The following is a 17,363-nucleotide window of genomic DNA, read 5'->3' on the forward strand; positions in this document are numbered from 1 at the left end:
AGTGCGTTCGCGCGTGAGCTGGTAGTCAGCGGATTTTCAGGACTTCGACGCCCGGCAGCGGCTTGCCTTCCATCCATTCAAGAAATGCGCCGCCGGCGGTCGAGACATAGGTGAAATCGTGCGCCACGCCGGCCTGGTTCAGCGCCGCGACGGTATCGCCGCCGCCTGCGACCGAAATCAGCTTCTTGGCCTTGGTGCGTTCGGCGGCGTGCTTGGCGGCCACCACGGTGCCGCGATCGAACGGGGGCAGCTCGAAGGCGCCGAGCGGGCCGTTCCACACCAGCGTCGCCGCATCGTCGATCGCGGCATGGATGCGGGCGATCGATTGCGGGCCGACGTCGAGGATCATGCCCTCGGCCGGGATCGCGTCCAGGCCGTAGGCATGCGATGGCGAATTGGCCGCGAAGTGGAAGGAGACGACGGCATCGACGGGAAGGATGATGGCGCAATTGGAGGCCGCGGCCTTGTCCAGGATGCGCAGCGCGGTCGCGGCGAGATCCTTCTCCGCCAGCGACTTGCCGATGCCGACGCCCTGCGCATGCAGGAAAGTGTTGGCCATGCCGCCGCCGATCACGAGCGCGTCGACCTTGGTCACGAGATTTTCGAGCAGGTCGATCTTGGTGGAAACCTTGGCGCCGCCGATGATCGCGATCACCGGCTTGCTCGGGGCTTCCAAGGCCTTGCCGAGCGCGTCGAGCTCGGCCTGCATGGTGCGTCCGGCATAGGCCGGCAGCTTGTGGCCGAGGCCTTCGGTGGAGGCATGGGCGCGGTGCGCCGCCGAGAACGCGTCATTGACCCAGATGTCGCCGAGCTTTGCCAGTTCCGCGACGAAGGCCGGATCGTTCTTCTCTTCTTCCTTGTGGAAGCGGGTATTCTCCAGACAGAGGATCTCCCCGTCCTTCAGCGCCGCCACAGCGTTTGCCGCGGCCTCGCCGATGCAGTCCTCGGCGAAAGCGACCGGCTTCTTGATCACTTTCGACAGCGCCTCAGCGACGGGCTTCAGCGATTCCTTGGGATCGCGTCCCTTGGGGCGGCCGAAATGCGCGAGCAGGATGACCTTGCCGCCTTTGTCGGAAAGCTCGGTGATCGTCGGCGCCACACGGTCCAGCCGCGTGGTGTCGGTGACGCGGCCATTTTCCATGGGCACATTCAGATCGACGCGGAGCAGCACGCGCTTGCCCTTCACATCGACGTCGTCGAGGGTGCGGAAGTTTTTCATGTCAGGGCTTCCTCTGTCATGGCCGGGCTTCGCCGTCCGAAGGACGGCGTCGCTTTCGCTCGCCTATGTCCCGTCCATCCACATCCTTGCTCCTATGGAAACAAGGACGTGGATGCCCGGCTCAAGGCCGGGCATGACGACAAACAAATGGTTACAGCAGCTTCCCGATCGCGACGGCAGTGTCGGCCATGCGGTTGGAGAAACCCCACTCGTTGTCGTACCACGACATCACGCGCACGAGCGTACCGTTCTGCACCTTGGTCTGGTCCATGTGGAAGGTCGACGAATGCGGATCGTGGTTGAAGTCGATCGAGACGTTCGGCGCGGTGGTGTAGCCGAGGATGCCCTTGAGCTGCTGCTCCGAGGCGCGCTTCATCGCCTCGTTGATTTCCTTGGCGTCGGTTGCGCGCTTGGCGACGATCTTCAGATCCACCACCGAGACGTTCGGCGTCGGCACGCGGATCGCAACGCCGTCGAGCTTGCCCTTCAGTTCAGGCAGCACCAGGCCGATCGCCTTGGCTGCGCCGGTCGAGGTCGGGATCATCGACATCGCCGCCGCGCGGCCGCGGTAGAGATCCTTGTGCAGCGTGTCCAGCGTCGGCTGGTCGCCGGTATAGGCATGGATCGTGGTCATGAAGCCGGTCTCGATGCCGACCGTGTCGTTCAAGACCTTCGCCACCGGCGCGAGACAGTTGGTGGTGCAGGAGCCGTTGGAGATCACCAGGTGCTCCTTGGTCAGCGTCTCATGGTTGACGCCGTAGACGATGGTGGCATCGGCACCGTCGGCAGGCGCGGAGACCAGCACGCGCTTGGCGCCGGCGGTCAGATGCGCGGACGCCTTATCCTTCGCCGTGAAGATGCCGGTGCATTCCAGCGCGACATCGACGCCGAGCTCCTTCCAGGGCAGCTTGGACGGATCGCGCTCGGCGGACACCTTGATCTTGCTGTCGCCGACACTGATCGTATCGCCATCGACGGTGACGGTGCCCGGGAAGCGGCCGTGCACGGAGTCGAAACGGAGCAAATGGGCGTTGGTCTCGACCGGGCCGAGATCATTGATCCCGACCACTTCGATGTCCTTGCGGCCAGACTCGGCGATGGCTCGAAGCACATTGCGGCCGATGCGGCCGAACCCGTTGATTGCGACCCGGACTGCCATGCTGTTTCACTCCTCTAATAGCTGTTGCCGTCCCCGCTGGCGCGTGCTCCAGCGAGGGTGTTACGGCGGATCGCCCGGTTCGGCCGGACGAGGACGGATTAGATAGGAGTTACCTAGTCCTTTTTCGGGGCAAGCTCAACCGCTAGCCGACGCGCTTCAGGGCAGCGTTAACGGCGGCCTCGGCGGTAATTCCGAAATGCTTGAAAAGGTCCTTGGCAGGCGCGCTGGCGCCGAAACCGTGCATGCCTATGAACTCGCCGTCCTGGCCGATCACGGCATCCCAACCCCAGCGCACGGCCGCCTCGATCGCGATCTTGATCGGCGCGTTGCCGATGATGGCCTTTTTCCGCTCTTCCGGCTGCGCCAGCAACAATTCGAGCGAAGGCACCGACACAACCCGCGACGGGATGCCGCGTTCCGCGAGCTGTTTCTGCGCGTCGACAGCGATCTGAACTTCGGAACCGGAGGCGAAGAATGACACTTTTGCGTCACCTTGCGCCGCGACCAGCTCATAGGCGCCATGGCTGCACGGATTGTCGGCAGGCGCGGTGGTTCGAAGCTGCGGCAGGTTCTGTCGCGTCAGCGCCAGCACCGTCGGGCCGTCGATCCGGTTCAGCGCGAGCTCCCAGCATTCTGCAACCTCGACGGCATCGCAGGGGCGGAACACGCGCATGTTGGGAATGGCGCGCAGCGCCGAGAGATGCTCCACCGGCTGGTGCGTCGGGCCGTCTTCGCCGAGCCCGATCGAGTCGTGCGTCATGACATAGACGACGCCGGTGCCCATCAACGCCGCAAGTCGCATCGCCGGCCGCGCATAGTCGGTGAACACCAGGAAGGTGGCGCCGTTCGGCGCAAAGCCGCCGTGCAGGAAGATGCCGTTCATCGCCGCGGCCATGCCGTGCTCGCGGATGCCGTAGTGGATGAAGCGGCCCTTCGGCGTCTTGGCGGAGAAGTTGACCGCCGATTTCGCCTTGTTGTTGTTGGAGCCGGTGAGGTCGGCTGAGCCGGCCAGAAATTCCATCGGCATCGCGGCGGCGATCACCTCGATCGCGGCCTCCGACGATTTGCGGGTCGCGACGTTGAGCGGGTTTTCGAGCAGCGCCTTCTTGTGTCCCTTCAGCGCCTTCGCCAGCGACGCCGGCCGTTCGTGCCGCAGCCGGCGCTCGAATTCCGCGCGCTTGCGGCTGCCGAGCTCGGCGTAGCGCGCGTCCCACTCCTGGCGCTCCGCCGCGCCGCGCGCACCCGCTTCGCGCCAGGCCTTCAGCACGTCATCGGGCACCGAGAACGGTTCGAGCGAGATGCCGAGCTTTTCCTTGGCGGCCTTCAGTTCGTCGGCGCCGAGCGCTTCGCCATGGACTTTGTTGGTGCCGGCCTTGGTCGGCGCGCCGTAGCCGATCGTGGTCTTGCAGGCGATCAGCGTCGGCTTGCTCGATTTCTGCGCGCGCGCAATCGCGTCCGCGATCGCTTTCTGATCCTGGCCGTTAATGTGCTCGGCGGCCCAGCCCGCCGACTTGAATCGCTTCACCTGGTCGACGGAATCCGCAAGCGATGTCGGGCCGTCGATCGAGATGCCGTTGTCGTCATAGAGCACGATCATCTTGTTGAGCCGCCAGTGGCCGGCGAGCGCGATCGCTTCCTGCGACACGCCTTCCATCAGGTCGCCGTCAGAGGCGAGCACGTAGGTGTGATGGTTGACGATCTTCTTGCCGAATTCGGCAGCGAGCATCTTCTCCGCGACCGCCATGCCGACCGCCGTCGAGATGCCCTGGCCGAGCGGGCCGGTGGTGGTCTCGATGCCCTTGGTGTGGAAGTTCTCCGGATGCCCCGGCGTCAGCGAACCCAATTGACGGAAGTGCTTGAGATGGTCGAGCGTCATGTCCTTGTTGCCCGTGAGGTACAACAGCGAATAGAGCAGCATCGAGCCGTGGCCGGCCGAGAGCACGAAGCGGTCGCGGTCCGGCCAGGCCGGGTCGGCCGCATCGAATTTCAGAAACTGTGTAAACAGGACGGTCGCGACGTCGGCCGCACCCATCGGCAGCCCGGGATGGCCGGATTTCGCCTTCTCGACCGCATCCATTGCGAGCCCACGAATGGCGTTGGCCATACGGGTGTGATCGACTTGCGTCATGATGAAAATCCGTCTGAAATGAGAGGCTTGGCTTGCATGCGCGCTGCCCGGAGGGCCGCCATATGCGGGTGGTAGGCACGGGGAAAGGCTGGATAGCACCTCAATTCCGGAAGTCCAAGGGAAGTCGAAGGCAAGGAAACGCGCTTTCGGCCGCAAAGTTGCCTCCGGTGTGTCCGGCCGAAGGGGGCACGAACCCCCTAAGCGCCGGTTTCCCGAGCGGACGGGCCTGGGTAAAACCGACAGGTGCGACCCCCGGGGCGGCTCCATCTATCGGTGCATAGTTTACCGGCGGCGTTGCGCCGGCCTCGCTCACCACGTAAATTTCATCGCCTAAGCGCTTGCCGAACCGCAAGGATTCGCGGACGGCCACGCCATCGAGGATGTACGTTGTCTCGTATGAGCGATCGTTCCACCAACGCGGCTGCCAATGCCGAGCCCGCTATCGCCGACGTCGACGCCGCCACACGGCGGCTGATGGCGGCGCTGGATGCTCTGGAAAGCGCCGTTGAGCGGCGGCGCGAGGCTGACCGCGACGAGAACGAACTGGCGAGCCGGATCCAGGCGCTCGGTGCCGATCGCTCGCGGCTTGCGGACGAGCTCGATAGCTCATTGGTGAAGACGCGCAAGCTCGAGCGCACCAATCGCGAGATCGCCGAGAAGCTGGATGCGGCAATCGGCACCATCCGCGCCGTGCTTGATGGCGAGGAGAACACGCGATGAGTCACATCAACGTCACCATCAACGGCCGGCAATACCGCATGGCGTGCGAAGAGGGGCAGGAAGTTCGTCTCTTGAAGCTCGCGGAGAACCTTGAATCGCGCATCGAATCGCTGCGCGGCAAGTTCGGTGAGATCGGCGATGCGCGCCTGACCGTGATGGCGGCGCTCACCGCCTGCGACGAACTGGTCGACGCCGGCGCACGCATCCGCAGCCTGGAGCAGGAAATCGAATCCTTGCGCGACTCCGGCGCTGCGGCGGTCGATCGCGCCCGCGCCACGCAAGTCGCGATCTCGAACGCACTCAACGCCGCCGCTGAGCGGATCGAGAAAACCACGCAGGTGCTCAACCGCACCATCGGCGGCGGTATCGCGATCGGCTAGCCCGCTGTCTTACCCTCCCCTTTCAGGTGAGGGTAACGTCCACCCGAAATCCATTCCCGCTGGCGGAACGCCGCGCGCATCGCTACATTAGCCCCTGCGAAGCTGCGTTGCGCGTCAGGAGCCATATATCCCCGGGGCCTTATCGATCCTTTAGGGAACTGTCCCTGGCCGGGTCCGTGGACCCGGACATATGGTGCCCACCTACTTTCGTAGGGAACTCCGGGATCGAGCGCTCCAACGGCCTCTGCGGCTTCGCGCTTTGTTTTTTGCATGCGATGTTCACGGGTACCCGGCGTCGGTCATACCCCGGAAAGCGGGGTATCCAGTACGCCGCGGCTTCGCAGGTTGATCACTGGAGCATCGGTTCTGATTGATCCGAAGCTCTTCATTTTTGTTTGACGCGTTTTCTTTACGCGAACCGGTATCCACTTCGCTTGAAAACGCTCTGACGGCTCTGGAATACTGGATCACCCGCCTTAGCGGGTGGTGACCGTGGAGCAAGACATCATGCGCGCGATCTCTCCGAAGGCTGAGCTCCGCAGCGCCGCGCTCACCCGACGTGATGCGCTGAGCGAAGAGGAGCGCACTGCTGCCGCCGCGAAGATCGCCAAGCGCGGACTCCCGTTTGAGATCGCGCAGGGCACGATCGTCTCCGGCTATTCCCCGATCCGCAGCGAGATCGATCCGATGCCGCTGATGCTGAAGCTCGCCGAGCAGGGCGCACAGCTTGCGCTGCCGGCGGTCACCGCGCGCGGCCATTCCCTGCTATTCCGCGCCTGGGCCAAGGGCGACCGGCTGACGCTTGGTTCGCTCGGTATCCCCGAGCCGTCGCCGGTTGCGGCCGAGCTGATCCCCGACATCATGCTGGTGCCGCTCGCCGCTTTCGACCGGGTCGGTCACCGGATCGGCTATGGCGCCGGCTATTACGACTTCACCTTCACCCATCTGCGCAAGACCAAGCACGTGATCGGCATCGGGCTTGGCTTTGCGGTGCAGGAAATCAAGGCGGTTCCGGCTTTGTCGCACGACGTCGCGCTTGATTATGTGCTAACGGAGCGCAAGGCGTTCGATTTCCGGGAGTAGCTGAATTTGCGTATCCTCTTCGTCGGTGATGTCGTCGGCAAGACCGGCCGCACCGCCATCTTAGAACATCTTCCCGGCATGATCCGTGACTGGTCGCTCGATCTCGTCATCGTCAATGGCGAGAATGCCGCCGGCGGCTTCGGCATCACCGAGGCCATCTACCAGGACTTCCTGGATGCCGGGGCCGACGCGATCACGCTCGGCAACCATGCGTGGAATCAAAAGGAAGCGCTGGTGTTCATCGAGCGCGCCCCGCGCCTGATCCGCCCGCTCAACTTTCCGCGGCACGCGCCGGGCCGCGGCGCCACGCTCGTCGACACCAAGAACGGCAAGCGTGCGCTCGTCATCAACGCGATCGGCCGCGTCTTCATGGAGCCCTCCAACGATCCCTTCGCCGCGGTCGAGCGCGAACTCGAGGCCTGTCCGCTGCGGCAGGCAGCGGACGCGATCGTGGTGGATTTCCACGGCGAGGCGACCTCCGAGAAGCAGGGCATGGGCTTCTTCTGCGATGGCCGCGTCAGCCTCGTGGTCGGCACCCACACCCATGTGCCCACCGCCGATCACCAGGTGCTGCCCGGCGGCACCGCCTATATGACCGACGCCGGCATGACCGGTGACTACGATTCCATCATCGGCATGCAGAAGGAAGAGCCGCTGCAGCGCTTCCAAACCGGCATCCCCTCCGGCCGCTTTGAGCCGGCCGCCGGCGAAGCGACGCTGAGCGGGGTTGCGGTGGAAACCGACGACGCCACCGGCCTCGCGCTCCGCGTCGCGCCGGTACGCGTCGGTGGACGACTCGAGCCGGCTCTGCCGGGTTTTTGGGTGGGCTAGTTCAAGAACGCGTCGACTGCGAATGGGGTGCGCTAACGTGCGCGATACCGCCTCTTCGACCCGATTTCGTTTGTACAATCTCACCCGAAATGTTGCATCCGAATTGATGGCTCGGCTTTTCACGCATACGGCGTGACATTGCCTCACGGTCGGGAGTGGTCCGTCGCGTTGCGCGGAGCGATCCCGCCAGGGAGGCGACTATGAAGTTCGATTGGATGTCGGACAGCATCCGGCTGCATGATCAGCCGCAGCATTATCCTTGGGATGATGGAGATCCCGCGTACGGTACCAAGTTCTCGCCGGCCCGTTTGCATCATCTTACGGCCGATAGCCATGACGGCGCCGGCGGCTCCTCGTTCGGCTCGCCATCTAATGCGTCCGTCCCGTCTCTCGATTCGACTGGAGATGGAGGCGGCAGCCTTCATGGCAACGCGGATGTCCACCAGCCCAATAACGCCGATCAGTTCGGCGGCGCTCCCGCGCACCAATCCAATTCGGGTAACAGCAATACTGGCACGATCGATACAGGAGCGAACGAGGCCGGCAACGGCGGCGACGGATTTTTCTATGGCGGCATCATTCACGCCTCCCTGGTGATCTATCAGCCGAGCAACGTCGCGGTATCCGTGGGATATGGTTCAATCGCCATCGCCGAGCAGACCAACGATGTTGATATCAACCAGTCCGCGCTGCAGATGGCCGGCATCGGAGGCAATGGCGGCGACGGTAACATGGCCGCGGGCGGAAACGTCGACCTCTCTTCCTTCGGCGCCAGTGGGATCACGACAGGCGACAATCACGCCGGCAACGGCGGCGACGGTCATTTCCTTGGAACGCTGCTGGATGCGCCCGTCGTCATCTACCATCCCGTCAACTTCGCGTTTGCGGCGCCCGGCGGCAGCGTGCATGCGAGCCAGTCGAACACGGTCGAGATCGATCAGTCCGCTGTGCAGATCGCAGGGATCGGCGGGCAGGGCGGAAACGGCAATGCCGCAGGCAGTGGCGACGTATCCGTTCATGGTCAATCCAACGGCAACGGACAAGGTTCAATCGACACCGGCGGCAATCAGGCCGGCAACGGCGGCGATGGCCAATTTCATGGCGACCTCGTCCACAAGTCCGTCGCTGTCTATGATCCCGTCAACATCTCGATCGCCGGATATAATTCCACCAACCAGGCATACCAGCTCAACGACGTGCATCTCGATCAGTCCTCGTTCCAGATGGCCGGCAGCGGGGGCGACGGCGGCAGCGGCAATGTCGCGGCGGGCGGCAGCGCAGCGCTCATCTCTGCGCTCCTGGGCGGCGGCTCCAATGCGATCGCAACCGGACACAACAGCGCGGGCAACGGCGGCAGCGGCCATTTCTCCGGCAGTCTCATCGACGTCAGCGTCGCGATCTATGCTCCCATCAACATCGCCATCGCCGGGCCGCATTCGACAGCCGAGGCGGATCAGATCAACAATGTCCATATCGATCAGAGCGCGGTTCAGATCGCCGGAATCGGCGGCAACGGCGGCCACGACAATCTTGCGCTGGGCGGCGACGTCGCGATGCATCTGTTGTCCGATCTTCATCTGATCGGATAGGGCGCCGAATTTCGATAGGGCATGTAATCCTTTCGGGCGTAGTCCGCGGAATCGAATGACATCCCATTTGGCATCTATCGCGGGCCCGTCGTCGGCGGACAAACTCGCATCGCGCATCCGCTTCCAGGACAGGGAGGAATGTCGCGCGAGGTAAACTCAGCACGGAGGCTCAAATGTCGAAAGGCAAGGGATTTCTCAAGGTTTCCGATTCGATCGACTTCAAGTCAATCAACACAGGCGGTCAGAGCGTCGGAAACGGCGGCGACGGCTACTTCAAGGGAAGCATCAGCAATTCACCATCGATCAAGTTCGATCCGTCGAACAAGGCCGATGGTGCCGACGTACACGTGAAGACGGGCGACTACGTCAGTCAAAAGGCATCCTGGGATGCCGACGGCGGTGACGCCAAGGCGTCGAAGTACTCGAAGGCTTATGGCGGCGACGCCAAGTCGAACGGCGATCAGAGCTCGTCCAGCGGGTACGACACGTCCAAGGTGTATGCCAACACGACGGCGCATCAGTCGAACTACCTGAAGGCGGACATGCACCAGGAAGTCGCGGCGGGCATCGGCGGCAATGGCGGGAGTGACAACCTCGGCATGGGCGGCGACGTTGACGTGCATATTGGTTAGTACTTTCTGATCGGCGGCCTCATTGAGGCGGCTGAGGCCGGCGGTCCATGCCGCCGGCCTCAGATCTCCCGCAAAACGATCCGCGCAAAAGGTCAAGCCTTGAAGCTCTGGCGGTGACGATCATGCTGGTGCCGCTGCTTCGGTTCAGTCTGCTGCAGACGCCCTGGACGCCGTTGCAGGCGGCGCTGCGGACCTGCGCAGGCTCGCTCGCCATCGTGCTCGCCTATAGCTGCAGCTACAATCTGCTGCTGTTCGCTCCCTCGATCTATCTGCTCCAGATCTACGATCGCGTGCTGCCGAGCCGGAGCAATGAAACGCTCCTGATGCTCACTTTGATCGTTGCACTCACGGTTGTGGTGGGCGGAGTGCTTGACGCGCTGCGTCGCTCGGTCCTGGTGCGCCTGGGTGCCTGGCTGGAAGACCGGCTTCGGCCCACCGTGCTCTCCGCCTGCCTTGATCATGCGTTTCGTAACGATTCAGCACGCGCTTCGGATGCCTATCGCGATCTCACGGCCGTGCGTCAGTTCGTCGAGTCAGGCGCGTCCCTGACGCTGCTCGATGCGCTCTGGATTCCGCCATTCCTCGCCGTGCTGTTTTTCGTGCATCCATTGCTTGGAGGCATTGGCGCCTGCAGCGTGCTGTTTCTGTTCGGCCTCACGGTGGTCGGCGATCTTCTCACCGAAAGCGCGCTGGCGAAATCCGCGATCGCCCTGTCCAGAAGTTACGGCCGCCTTGCGATGGTCGCAGGCCACGTTCACCTGATCCGCAGCATGGGAATGCTGGACGACGTGGCGCGCCGGGTCTACGTGGATGCGCGCAACGCGCAAAGCGAGCACGACCTGGCGCAGCGGCGGAACGAGATCATCATGCTGATCGCCAAGCCGACGCGTTCATTGGCGCAAGTTCTCATCATGGGCGCAGCCGCGTGGCTCGTCCTCGATCACGGCAAGAGCGCGGCGATCATCTTTGTCACGATGCTGATGTTCAGCCGGGCGCTGGCGCCGGTCGAAGGCGCCGTTGCAAGCTGGAAAGCGCTGAAGAGAGCGCTGGATGCCTATCAGCGGCTGACCAACGTCCTTGCCGCCGTTCCACCTACGACCGAAAACACGGACAGTCTGCCGGAACAGTCGACGGGCGATCTTGTCGTCGACAATATCGGCGCGAAGATTTCGGAAGGCGAGTGGTTTCCCATCAAGACCATCTCGTTCCGTCTCGCACGCGGAGAGTGCCTCGGCATCATCGGTCCGTCCGGCTCCGGCAAGTCCACACTCGCAGGCATCATTGCCGGAATCTTGTTGCCGGGGCAGGGGCGCGTCCTGCTCGGCGAGACCGACATCTCGGCCCTGCGCGGAGGGCGGCAGGGCCGTTACCTCGGCTATTTGCCGCAGGACATCGATCTCGTCGGAGAGACGATCAAGGATATCATCGCCCGACTGGACGACGCCGATCTGCCAAAGGTCATACATGCCGCCAAGCTCGCCGGGATTCACGAGAGTATCCTGCGGCTGCCGCTGGGATACGATACCGTCGTCGCCAATGACGGCGGCATATTCTCGCGCGGATTTCGCCAGCGCCTGGGGCTGGCGCGGGCATTTTTTGGCGAGCCGCGGCTGGTCGTGCTGGATGAGCCGAATGCCAGCCTGGACTACACCGGCGAGCGGGTGCTGCTGGATGCTATCGAACAACTGAAGATCGCCAGCGTCACGGTGGTCATCGTCACGCACCGGATGGGCATCCTCGCGGCGACGGACAAGATCGCCATCATGCAGGACGGCGCGGTCACGGCGTTCGGCGAGAGCGAGGATATCTTCGAGCGGTATTTGAGCCGGCCGCAAGTGGCTTCCCAAGTGGCATCGCAGGAAACGGCTCTCCCATGATCGCAAACCTCCGAGCCCTCGTGCGGTTGCCGCCCGCGCTCCTGCCGAAGCGCGAGAGCGGCGTCGTGATCACCGCGATCGACGAATTCGAGCCGCGGCAGTTTCCCTGGTGCCCGGCGCCGACGCAAGCCTCGCCGCGCTACAGGCTCGGCCACGTCACCCTGGCCGGCAATCTATTGGTCGTCGGCTTTGTGCTGGGTCTGGGAATCTGGTCGGCCTTTGCTCCGCTTGAAAGCGCGGCGATCGCGTCCGGCGTGGTCGAATCGGAATCGAGCCGGAAGACGATCCAGCACCTCGAGGGCGGCATCATCAGGAAAATATTGGTCGCCGACGGCGACGCCGTGAGTGCGGGACAGACGCTGATCGCGCTCGATGACACCAGGGCCCGCGCCGAGGTGCAAAGCCTGCAGGGGCAGTTGTGGGACGCGGCCGCACGCGAGGCAAGGCTTCTGGCCGAGCAGCAGGGGCAGGAGCAGATCTCGTTTCCGACATGGCTCGACAGGATCCGAAGCACGAGCGGCTCGGTCGATTCGGTGCTGGCGGCACAGCAGAACATCTTTGAAACGCGCCGGCAGGTGTTCCAGTCCCAGGCCACCATCCTCAGGGAAAAACGGCTTCAGGTCGCAAAGGAGATCGAGGGGCTCAAGTCGCAGGAGGACGCGGTGGCGCAGCGCGCCGCGATCGTGCGCGAAGAGCTCGACATGGTGACCATCCTGGTCAACAAGGGACTCGAGCGCCGTCCGCGCCTGTTGAACCTCGAGCGGGAGCTGGCCGATATCGAGGGACGGCGCGGCGAGATCATTGCGCATATTTCGCGCGCCAAGCAGGTGATCAGCGAATCGCAGGCGACGCTCCTGAAGCTCGAGAGCGACCGGCAGAACGAGATCGCACAGTCATTGCGCGAGGCGCAGAACCAGGGCTTTCAATTGCGCGAAAAATTGCTGGCGGCGCAGGACCAATTGTCCCGAACGGAGGTCAAGGCACCCGAGGACGGGGTGATAACCGACCTGCGGGTTCATACGCCAGGCGGCGTGATCGGCGCCGGCGCCGCGCTGATGGATCTGGTGCCCCGGCAGGACAGGCTGGTCGTGATCGCGCGCCTGAAGCCGGAGGACATCGACGTGGTTCATCCGGGGCTGAACGCCGACGTACACCTCTTGCCCTACAATCAACGTCGCGTCCCGCGTCTCAAGGGAACGGTGATGCACGTATCGGCCGATCGATTGCTCGACAAGCGCACCGACCAGCCATACTACGCGACGAAAATCCGCGTCCAGGATTCCAAGATCGTGGAGAATGGCTTGAAGATCATTCCGGGAATGCCGGCCCAGGTGTTCATCACAACCGGGCGCGGCACCGTGGCGATCTACGCCTTGCGGCCTCTGCTCGACAGCTTCCACACCGCCTTCAGTGAAGACTGAGCGACGGCAGGAATAGTCAGATCAGGATGACGAGAATGCGCCGGGCTCCGGTCCGCGGTGAACGGTCGATCTTGCGCGCCAGCGCAGCACGGCCTCGGTCCGATTGCGGGCGGCACACTTCCGCATGATGTGGTGAATGTGCATCTTCACCGTGTTTTCCGAAAGCTTCAGTTTGGCGGCGATCAGCTTGTTAGGCAGGCCGAGCTCCAATTCCGCAAGCACGTGTTGCTCGCGAGGCGTGAATTCGATCTGGTCCTTGTTTGCCAGATATATCGGCGCCAACGGGCTATGGTAGATCGGTTCGCAGCTAGAGGACCCGTCCTGCCCTTCAATTGAAAGCGGTCTGTAGACGCCGCCGGCGAGAACAAGACGCAAGCCGGCGACAGCGAGCTCGACCGGGATCGAGGTCGGAAAAAAGCCTTTGATGCCCCGATGCAGGGCTGCAAGCGCGGTGGCTTCGTCGTCCCGGTTGCAGAACAGGGCGATCGAGGCGTTAGGGCAGCAATCGGCGAGCAGCGCGAGGTCGCCGGCGACGGAGGGATCCGCCACCGATTTGTCCCCGATGCTGAGCGTTGCCAGCCGAACGTCGCGTCCCGTGGCGCAGCCGAGATTGTCGGTCGTGGCCATCTCGACGATTTCGAATCCGCTCAGCTCCTGTCTGAGAATGTGCAGAATGCAGGTCCGCGCCAGCGTGAGCGGATCGATGATGAGCAGGACCGGCAACGGCAGCGATCCGTTGAGCCGCTCTGCAGCAGAGACAAGGTCGTCCATAATATCCTCAATTGAAGGAATTGCCGCCCTACCCCAATCATTTCCATGCCAATGACGAGAGCATGATTCGGAAAAGTGGAAACCGGTTTTCCCTGCGACAAACGCAAAGCGTTTGCGCAGGAAGATCATGCTCAAACAAAGAGATGAGATCATGATCCGATTCCGTCTAATCGGATCATGATCCAGCGTCGCGCAACCGGCCTTTGGCACAAGCCTCTGGCCGATCGAACGCGCACGTTGGTCACCGGTATCCGCTTTCCCGGTGTCACGCTTCAGTTACAAATATTCCGATATGCGATCGCCGCGGCTGAGTTCGCTTTGCCGTCGACGACGTAGACGTCATCCTCCTTCACGAGATACAAAAATGGCTTCTCCCCGGTGTCCTCGCCCGACGCCTTTTTTCCCCTGACATGACCACAGATCGTGTCCACCGACCGCCCCAGCGTATTCTTCCTGATTGCCCGCTTCGCGTCCGTGAACTCGGCCGACGCCGGATCTTCCATTTTTGCTGCGACCGACATCTTCGCCTTGCTCAGGACGGCCTCGGATGTCCCGGCAGCCGCGGCGCGGTCTTCCATCGCCTTCGGCGGCGGGTTCTTGCCACGCGGAACCCTTGTGTCCCGACGGGGCGGTGATCGCTTCTCTGGCTTCGCCGCCGTTGCAGCCTTCGTTGCCTTCGCCGCAGTATCGGGCGTGGGCGCGCTCGCCTTCGGCTCCGCCTGAGGTGGCACGCTCCCATCGAAACAGATTTTCGACCCGCACATCTGCAAGCTCGCCTGGGTAGACGGAGGCATGCCATAGCCGATCAGCATTCCTGCCACCAAGCCAATGAGAAGCAGTCCCATGCAATCCCCCTCCTCGGGGTAGGGCAGACTTCCACTCGCACTTCTTGCGACTTGATTTTGCGCTGATCCTCTATGTGTCCCGCAAAAGCGTTAAGCGCGCATTAAGCGTCGAACCATTGCTCAGCCGCGCTCGTGCATGGTTAACGCAGCGAGGAAATATGTCGGGAGCGAGGAGGCACAAAGCGCATGATCTGCTGCGCGAGATCCGTGGGACGTTCGATCAGGATCTGCGCTCTGGGCGCTAGGCCCGTGATGCTGTAAAACTCACGATCATGCCAGATCTGACTCAATTCGCGCTTTTCTTCGCCGCGGCCTTGGTGCTCGCCGTCACGCCCGGTCCGGGCATCTTCTACGTCGCTGCACGCACCCTCGCTGGCGGCCGTGCGGAAGGCGTGGCTTCCAGCTTTGGCACCGGATTGGGCGGCATGGTCCACGTCGTCGCGGGCGGCTTGGGCGTTTCCGCTATCGTGCTCGCGAGTGCGGAACTGTTCACAGCGCTGAAGCTGATCGGTGCCGCCTATCTGATCTGGATAGGCCTTCGCACTCTTCTGTCGGCCCGCAGGGACGCATCGCCAGATTTGAAGGGGGGACCAGCGGCACCGCCGATCGGGCCGCGACGGGCGTTTCGCGAAGGAGTGCTGGTCGAGGCGCTGAACCCGAAGACCGCAGCCTTCTTCCTTGCCTTCGTTCCGCAATTCGTGACCCCGAGCGCAGGCCACGTCGCTTTGCAGTTCGTGATGCTTGGCTTCGTGTCGGTCGCGCTCAACACCCTCGCCGACATCGTGGTCGCCTTCGCCGCGAGTCGCATCCGCCAAGGCGCAGCAGCGCGTCCCGCGTTGATTCGCCGCCTGCGAGAGGCATCGGGAGCTGCGATGGTCGCGCTGGGCATCGGCCTCGTGCTGGCGAAGCGTCCGGCCAATTGATTGCCGGGCTGCGCTGCTTTCATGACGTGCCACTGCTGAGGGTCGATGGTGATGTAGCGCGTCCTGGTCTAGCATGACGCCGGGGCGGGTCTTATCCCGTGTGGACGGTGATCGTGCGGTCCGACCAAAAAGCTCCAGCGCGTATGAAGGGCGGAGCCATCTCCTTCGGCGTCGGGTCGCCGTGGCCGCCATGGGCCGCGCTGGCGTGGGCCGCACTCCTCTTGGTAATTCTCGTGTCGTTCAGGCCGGCGGTCCCGGTCATCTGGGGTGACACGCCGCCGTTCGTGGAATCTGCGCTGCGCACGCTTGAGGCAGGACGGCCGACCGTGACGGGTGGGCGTGACCCGGGCTACCCGGCATTCCTGGCCGTGACGTTCGCGTTCGGAGGCGACCTCGGAACGGTGGTGCGCCTGCAGCAGGCGGCCTGGGCCGTTCTGATGCTGGCGCTTGCGATAACCGCGCAGGCGGCGACGCGCAGTGCCGTCGGGCTGGTTCCGATCATACTGGTCGCGACGTATCCGGGCTTGTTGCTGTTCACGAACGTCCTCACCGCGGACCTTCTCTTTGCGGTCTTCCTCAACCTGGCAACAGCCGGATTGCTCGTTGCCACCTGCATCGACGGGGCGGCGCGATGCTGCGCGGTCGTCGCTTCCATCCTGTGCGCGGCGATCGCAGCGTGCTTGAGATCGCAGGGACTCCTCGTCCCGATCGCCGCCATCCTGGTGGGCGCCTGCCTTGTCCGGCCGAAGACGCCCGCGCGCCTTGCCGTGATGGCCATTTCCGTCGCGGCGGCGCTGGCGCTTCTCCTTGCCGGCTCACGGTTCGGAGCTTCCAACTCCGACCAAGCCTCGGCCGTGTTCGTCCCCAAGACACTGTTCTGCAATCACCTGAACATCGTGCTCGCAAGCGATGCCGCGCGAGGTGAGATCGTATCGGCGGCAGGCGACCGCGCCGATGCCACAATGGCGCGGCTTGCCACCGACTTCGCCGCGGAGTCGGGCCGCTGGCCCGTACTCGGGTTCTTTGGCGACGCGTGCCTGTTCGACAGCGAACTGGATCGGGATTTCGCCGACACGACCGGACATGCCGTCGGGGCAACGGCAGCCTATTGGCGGATCTTCCTGGCCGCCGCGCGCGATCGGCCGCTGGTCTACGCAGGCAAGTTCATTCGTCAGATGGCCTATGGCTTTTCGTCGGCATGGCCGCCTTATGGACTCGAGCCTTTCATACCAGTGTCCAGCGACGACGTGTCGCACGTGTCCGAGATCATGGCGGGGCACGGCCGGGCGGCCGAGCCGAACGATCTGCAAGGCGGACCGGTTCGGATCGGCCTATTGTCCGACTTCCCTGTAACTTCCGCCTATCTGTCCAAGGCATTGTCCGCTGCCTTCGTTATCGCCGTCATGTTCTGGACGGTGGCAGCCGTGCGGCGTCGGCGGCCAGCTTTCGTGACGCGCGCAGGCATCGTGGTCGTGATGTGGGCGGCTTCGATCGCGACCGCCGCCGCCGCTCACACTCTCGACGTCTCGCGATATCTGATTCCCGCAGTGCCGATGGTGGGCCTCATGCTGTCGCTGTTCGCCGTCGAACCGACTGAGACACTGATGGCCGATCGCGCGGTCGCCGCCGCGACGATCAGACGTGCGATGCGTTCCGGCCCGAGGAGCGGCTGATAGGCATCGTAGCAATCCGCTGCGCTCGCTCGCAGCAACGGGGACGACGAAGCGTTGGGACAGCGAAGCTGCCGAATTACATCGCTTGCGCTGATACGAGTTTGGGCGTTGA

General features: G+C 63.5%; 15 protein-coding genes and 1 other RNA gene. 11 read left to right on the top strand and 5 right to left on the bottom strand.

Annotated features, from left to right (window positions below; all coding sequences use genetic code 11):
• Positions 1-25 precede the first annotated feature (25 nt).
• The 3 genes from AC5ZG1_RS24725 to tkt form a co-directional block, all read right to left on the bottom strand.
• Positions 26-1,219, bottom strand: coding sequence for a phosphoglycerate kinase (locus tag AC5ZG1_RS24725; protein WP_130226480.1), 1,194 nt, complete (start codon positions 1,217-1,219; stop codon positions 26-28).
• A gap of 151 nt (positions 1,220-1,370) precedes the next feature.
• The gene (gene gap / locus AC5ZG1_RS24730; protein WP_496134328.1) at positions 1,371-2,378 is read right to left on the bottom strand and encodes a type I glyceraldehyde-3-phosphate dehydrogenase; all 1,008 of its coding nucleotides are present in this window, start codon (positions 2,376-2,378) and stop codon (positions 1,371-1,373) included.
• A gap of 142 nt (positions 2,379-2,520) precedes the next feature.
• Positions 2,521-4,506, bottom strand: coding sequence for a transketolase (tkt, locus tag AC5ZG1_RS24735; protein ID WP_496134329.1), 1,986 nt, complete (start codon positions 4,504-4,506; stop codon positions 2,521-2,523).
• A gap of 396 nt (positions 4,507-4,902) precedes the next feature.
• Between tkt and AC5ZG1_RS24740 the strand changes: the two genes are divergently transcribed.
• The 9 genes from AC5ZG1_RS24740 (at position 4,903) to AC5ZG1_RS24780 (ending at position 13,039) form a co-directional block, all read left to right on the top strand.
• Positions 4,903-5,226 carry a DUF4164 domain-containing protein gene (locus AC5ZG1_RS24740; protein ID WP_028163719.1) on the top strand — a complete coding sequence of 108 codons (324 nt, stop codon included), beginning with the start codon at positions 4,903-4,905 and terminating at the stop codon, positions 5,224-5,226.
• A complete protein-coding gene (locus AC5ZG1_RS24745) occupies positions 5,223-5,606 on the top strand; it encodes a cell division protein ZapA (protein ID WP_028163718.1) in 384 nt (127 codons plus the stop codon). The genes AC5ZG1_RS24740 and AC5ZG1_RS24745 overlap by 4 nt, the downstream gene beginning before the upstream one ends.
• A gap of 96 nt (positions 5,607-5,702) precedes the next feature.
• A non-coding RNA gene (gene ssrS, locus AC5ZG1_RS24750) (6S RNA) lies at positions 5,703-5,863 on the top strand.
• A gap of 250 nt (positions 5,864-6,113) precedes the next feature.
• The gene (locus AC5ZG1_RS24755; RefSeq protein ID WP_496134330.1) at positions 6,114-6,689 is read left to right on the top strand and encodes a 5-formyltetrahydrofolate cyclo-ligase; all 576 of its coding nucleotides are present in this window, start codon (positions 6,114-6,116) and stop codon (positions 6,687-6,689) included.
• A 6-nt stretch (positions 6,690-6,695) separates the two neighbouring features.
• Entirely contained in the window at positions 6,696-7,520 is an 825-nt protein-coding gene (locus tag AC5ZG1_RS24760; RefSeq protein WP_496134331.1) for a TIGR00282 family metallophosphoesterase, read from the top strand.
• Positions 7,521-7,720: 200 nt separating this feature from the next.
• On the top strand, positions 7,721-9,109 hold the full coding sequence (locus tag AC5ZG1_RS24765) for a hypothetical protein (protein WP_496134332.1): 1,389 nt from the start codon (positions 7,721-7,723) through the stop codon (positions 9,107-9,109).
• Between the two features lie 173 nt (positions 9,110-9,282).
• Complete coding sequence (locus AC5ZG1_RS24770; RefSeq protein ID WP_130226475.1) at positions 9,283-9,741, top strand: hypothetical protein; 459 nt, start codon at positions 9,283-9,285, stop codon at positions 9,739-9,741.
• A gap of 122 nt (positions 9,742-9,863) precedes the next feature.
• Positions 9,864-11,618, top strand: coding sequence for a type I secretion system permease/ATPase (locus AC5ZG1_RS24775; protein WP_496134377.1), 1,755 nt, complete (start codon positions 9,864-9,866; stop codon positions 11,616-11,618).
• A complete protein-coding gene (locus AC5ZG1_RS24780) occupies positions 11,615-13,039 on the top strand; it encodes an HlyD family type I secretion periplasmic adaptor subunit (RefSeq protein WP_496134333.1) in 1,425 nt (474 codons plus the stop codon). The genes AC5ZG1_RS24775 and AC5ZG1_RS24780 overlap by 4 nt, the downstream gene beginning before the upstream one ends.
• 21 nt (positions 13,040-13,060) lie before the next feature.
• Here AC5ZG1_RS24780 and AC5ZG1_RS24785 read toward each other — a convergent pair whose 3' ends face one another.
• Entirely contained in the window at positions 13,061-13,810 is a 750-nt protein-coding gene (locus tag AC5ZG1_RS24785; protein WP_496134334.1) for a response regulator transcription factor, read from the bottom strand.
• Between the two features lie 272 nt (positions 13,811-14,082).
• Positions 14,083-14,622: a hypothetical protein gene (locus tag AC5ZG1_RS24790; RefSeq protein WP_496134335.1), complete on the bottom strand. Its 540-nt coding sequence runs from the start codon at positions 14,620-14,622 to the stop codon at positions 14,083-14,085.
• Between the two features lie 305 nt (positions 14,623-14,927).
• On the opposite strand from AC5ZG1_RS24790, the gene AC5ZG1_RS24795 reads away from it, so the two are divergent.
• Together AC5ZG1_RS24795 and AC5ZG1_RS24800 are read left to right on the top strand one after the other, a co-directional pair.
• The gene (locus tag AC5ZG1_RS24795) at positions 14,928-15,578 is read left to right on the top strand and encodes a LysE family translocator (protein WP_130226472.1); all 651 of its coding nucleotides are present in this window, start codon (positions 14,928-14,930) and stop codon (positions 15,576-15,578) included.
• A 143-nt stretch (positions 15,579-15,721) separates the two neighbouring features.
• On the top strand, positions 15,722-17,251 hold the full coding sequence (locus tag AC5ZG1_RS24800) for a hypothetical protein (protein WP_496134336.1): 1,530 nt from the start codon (positions 15,722-15,724) through the stop codon (positions 17,249-17,251).
• Positions 17,252-17,363: the final 112 nt, after the last annotated feature.

This window comes from Bradyrhizobium sp. Leo78 (assembly GCF_059512425.1).

Excerpts from the sequence above, each read along its gene's own strand:
- AC5ZG1_RS24780 (WP_496134333.1), top strand. The coding sequence starts at position 11,615 with ATGATCGCAAACCTCCGAGCCCTCGTGCGGTTGCCGCCCGCGCTCCTG.
- AC5ZG1_RS24765 (WP_496134332.1), top strand. The coding sequence starts at position 7,721 with ATGAAGTTCGATTGGATGTCGGACAGCATCCGGCTGCATGATCAGCCG.
- AC5ZG1_RS24725 (WP_130226480.1), bottom strand. The coding sequence starts at position 1,219 with ATGAAAAACTTCCGCACCCTCGACGACGTCGATGTGAAGGGCAAGCGC.
- AC5ZG1_RS24800 (WP_496134336.1), top strand. The coding sequence starts at position 15,722 with ATGAAGGGCGGAGCCATCTCCTTCGGCGTCGGGTCGCCGTGGCCGCCA.
- gap (WP_496134328.1), bottom strand. The coding sequence starts at position 2,378 with ATGGCAGTCCGGGTCGCAATCAACGGGTTCGGCCGCATCGGCCGCAAT.
- AC5ZG1_RS24740 (WP_028163719.1), top strand. The coding sequence starts at position 4,903 with ATGAGCGATCGTTCCACCAACGCGGCTGCCAATGCCGAGCCCGCTATC.
- AC5ZG1_RS24745 (WP_028163718.1), top strand. The coding sequence starts at position 5,223 with ATGAGTCACATCAACGTCACCATCAACGGCCGGCAATACCGCATGGCG.
- AC5ZG1_RS24775 (WP_496134377.1), top strand. The coding sequence starts at position 9,864 with ATGCTGGTGCCGCTGCTTCGGTTCAGTCTGCTGCAGACGCCCTGGACG.
- AC5ZG1_RS24770 (WP_130226475.1), top strand. The coding sequence starts at position 9,283 with ATGTCGAAAGGCAAGGGATTTCTCAAGGTTTCCGATTCGATCGACTTC.
- tkt (WP_496134329.1), bottom strand. The coding sequence starts at position 4,506 with ATGACGCAAGTCGATCACACCCGTATGGCCAACGCCATTCGTGGGCTC.
- AC5ZG1_RS24795 (WP_130226472.1), top strand. The coding sequence starts at position 14,928 with ATGCCAGATCTGACTCAATTCGCGCTTTTCTTCGCCGCGGCCTTGGTG.
- AC5ZG1_RS24755 (WP_496134330.1), top strand. The coding sequence starts at position 6,114 with ATGCGCGCGATCTCTCCGAAGGCTGAGCTCCGCAGCGCCGCGCTCACC.
- AC5ZG1_RS24790 (WP_496134335.1), bottom strand. The coding sequence starts at position 14,622 with ATGCTGATCGGCTATGGCATGCCTCCGTCTACCCAGGCGAGCTTGCAG.
- AC5ZG1_RS24785 (WP_496134334.1), bottom strand. The coding sequence starts at position 13,810 with ATGGACGACCTTGTCTCTGCTGCAGAGCGGCTCAACGGATCGCTGCCG.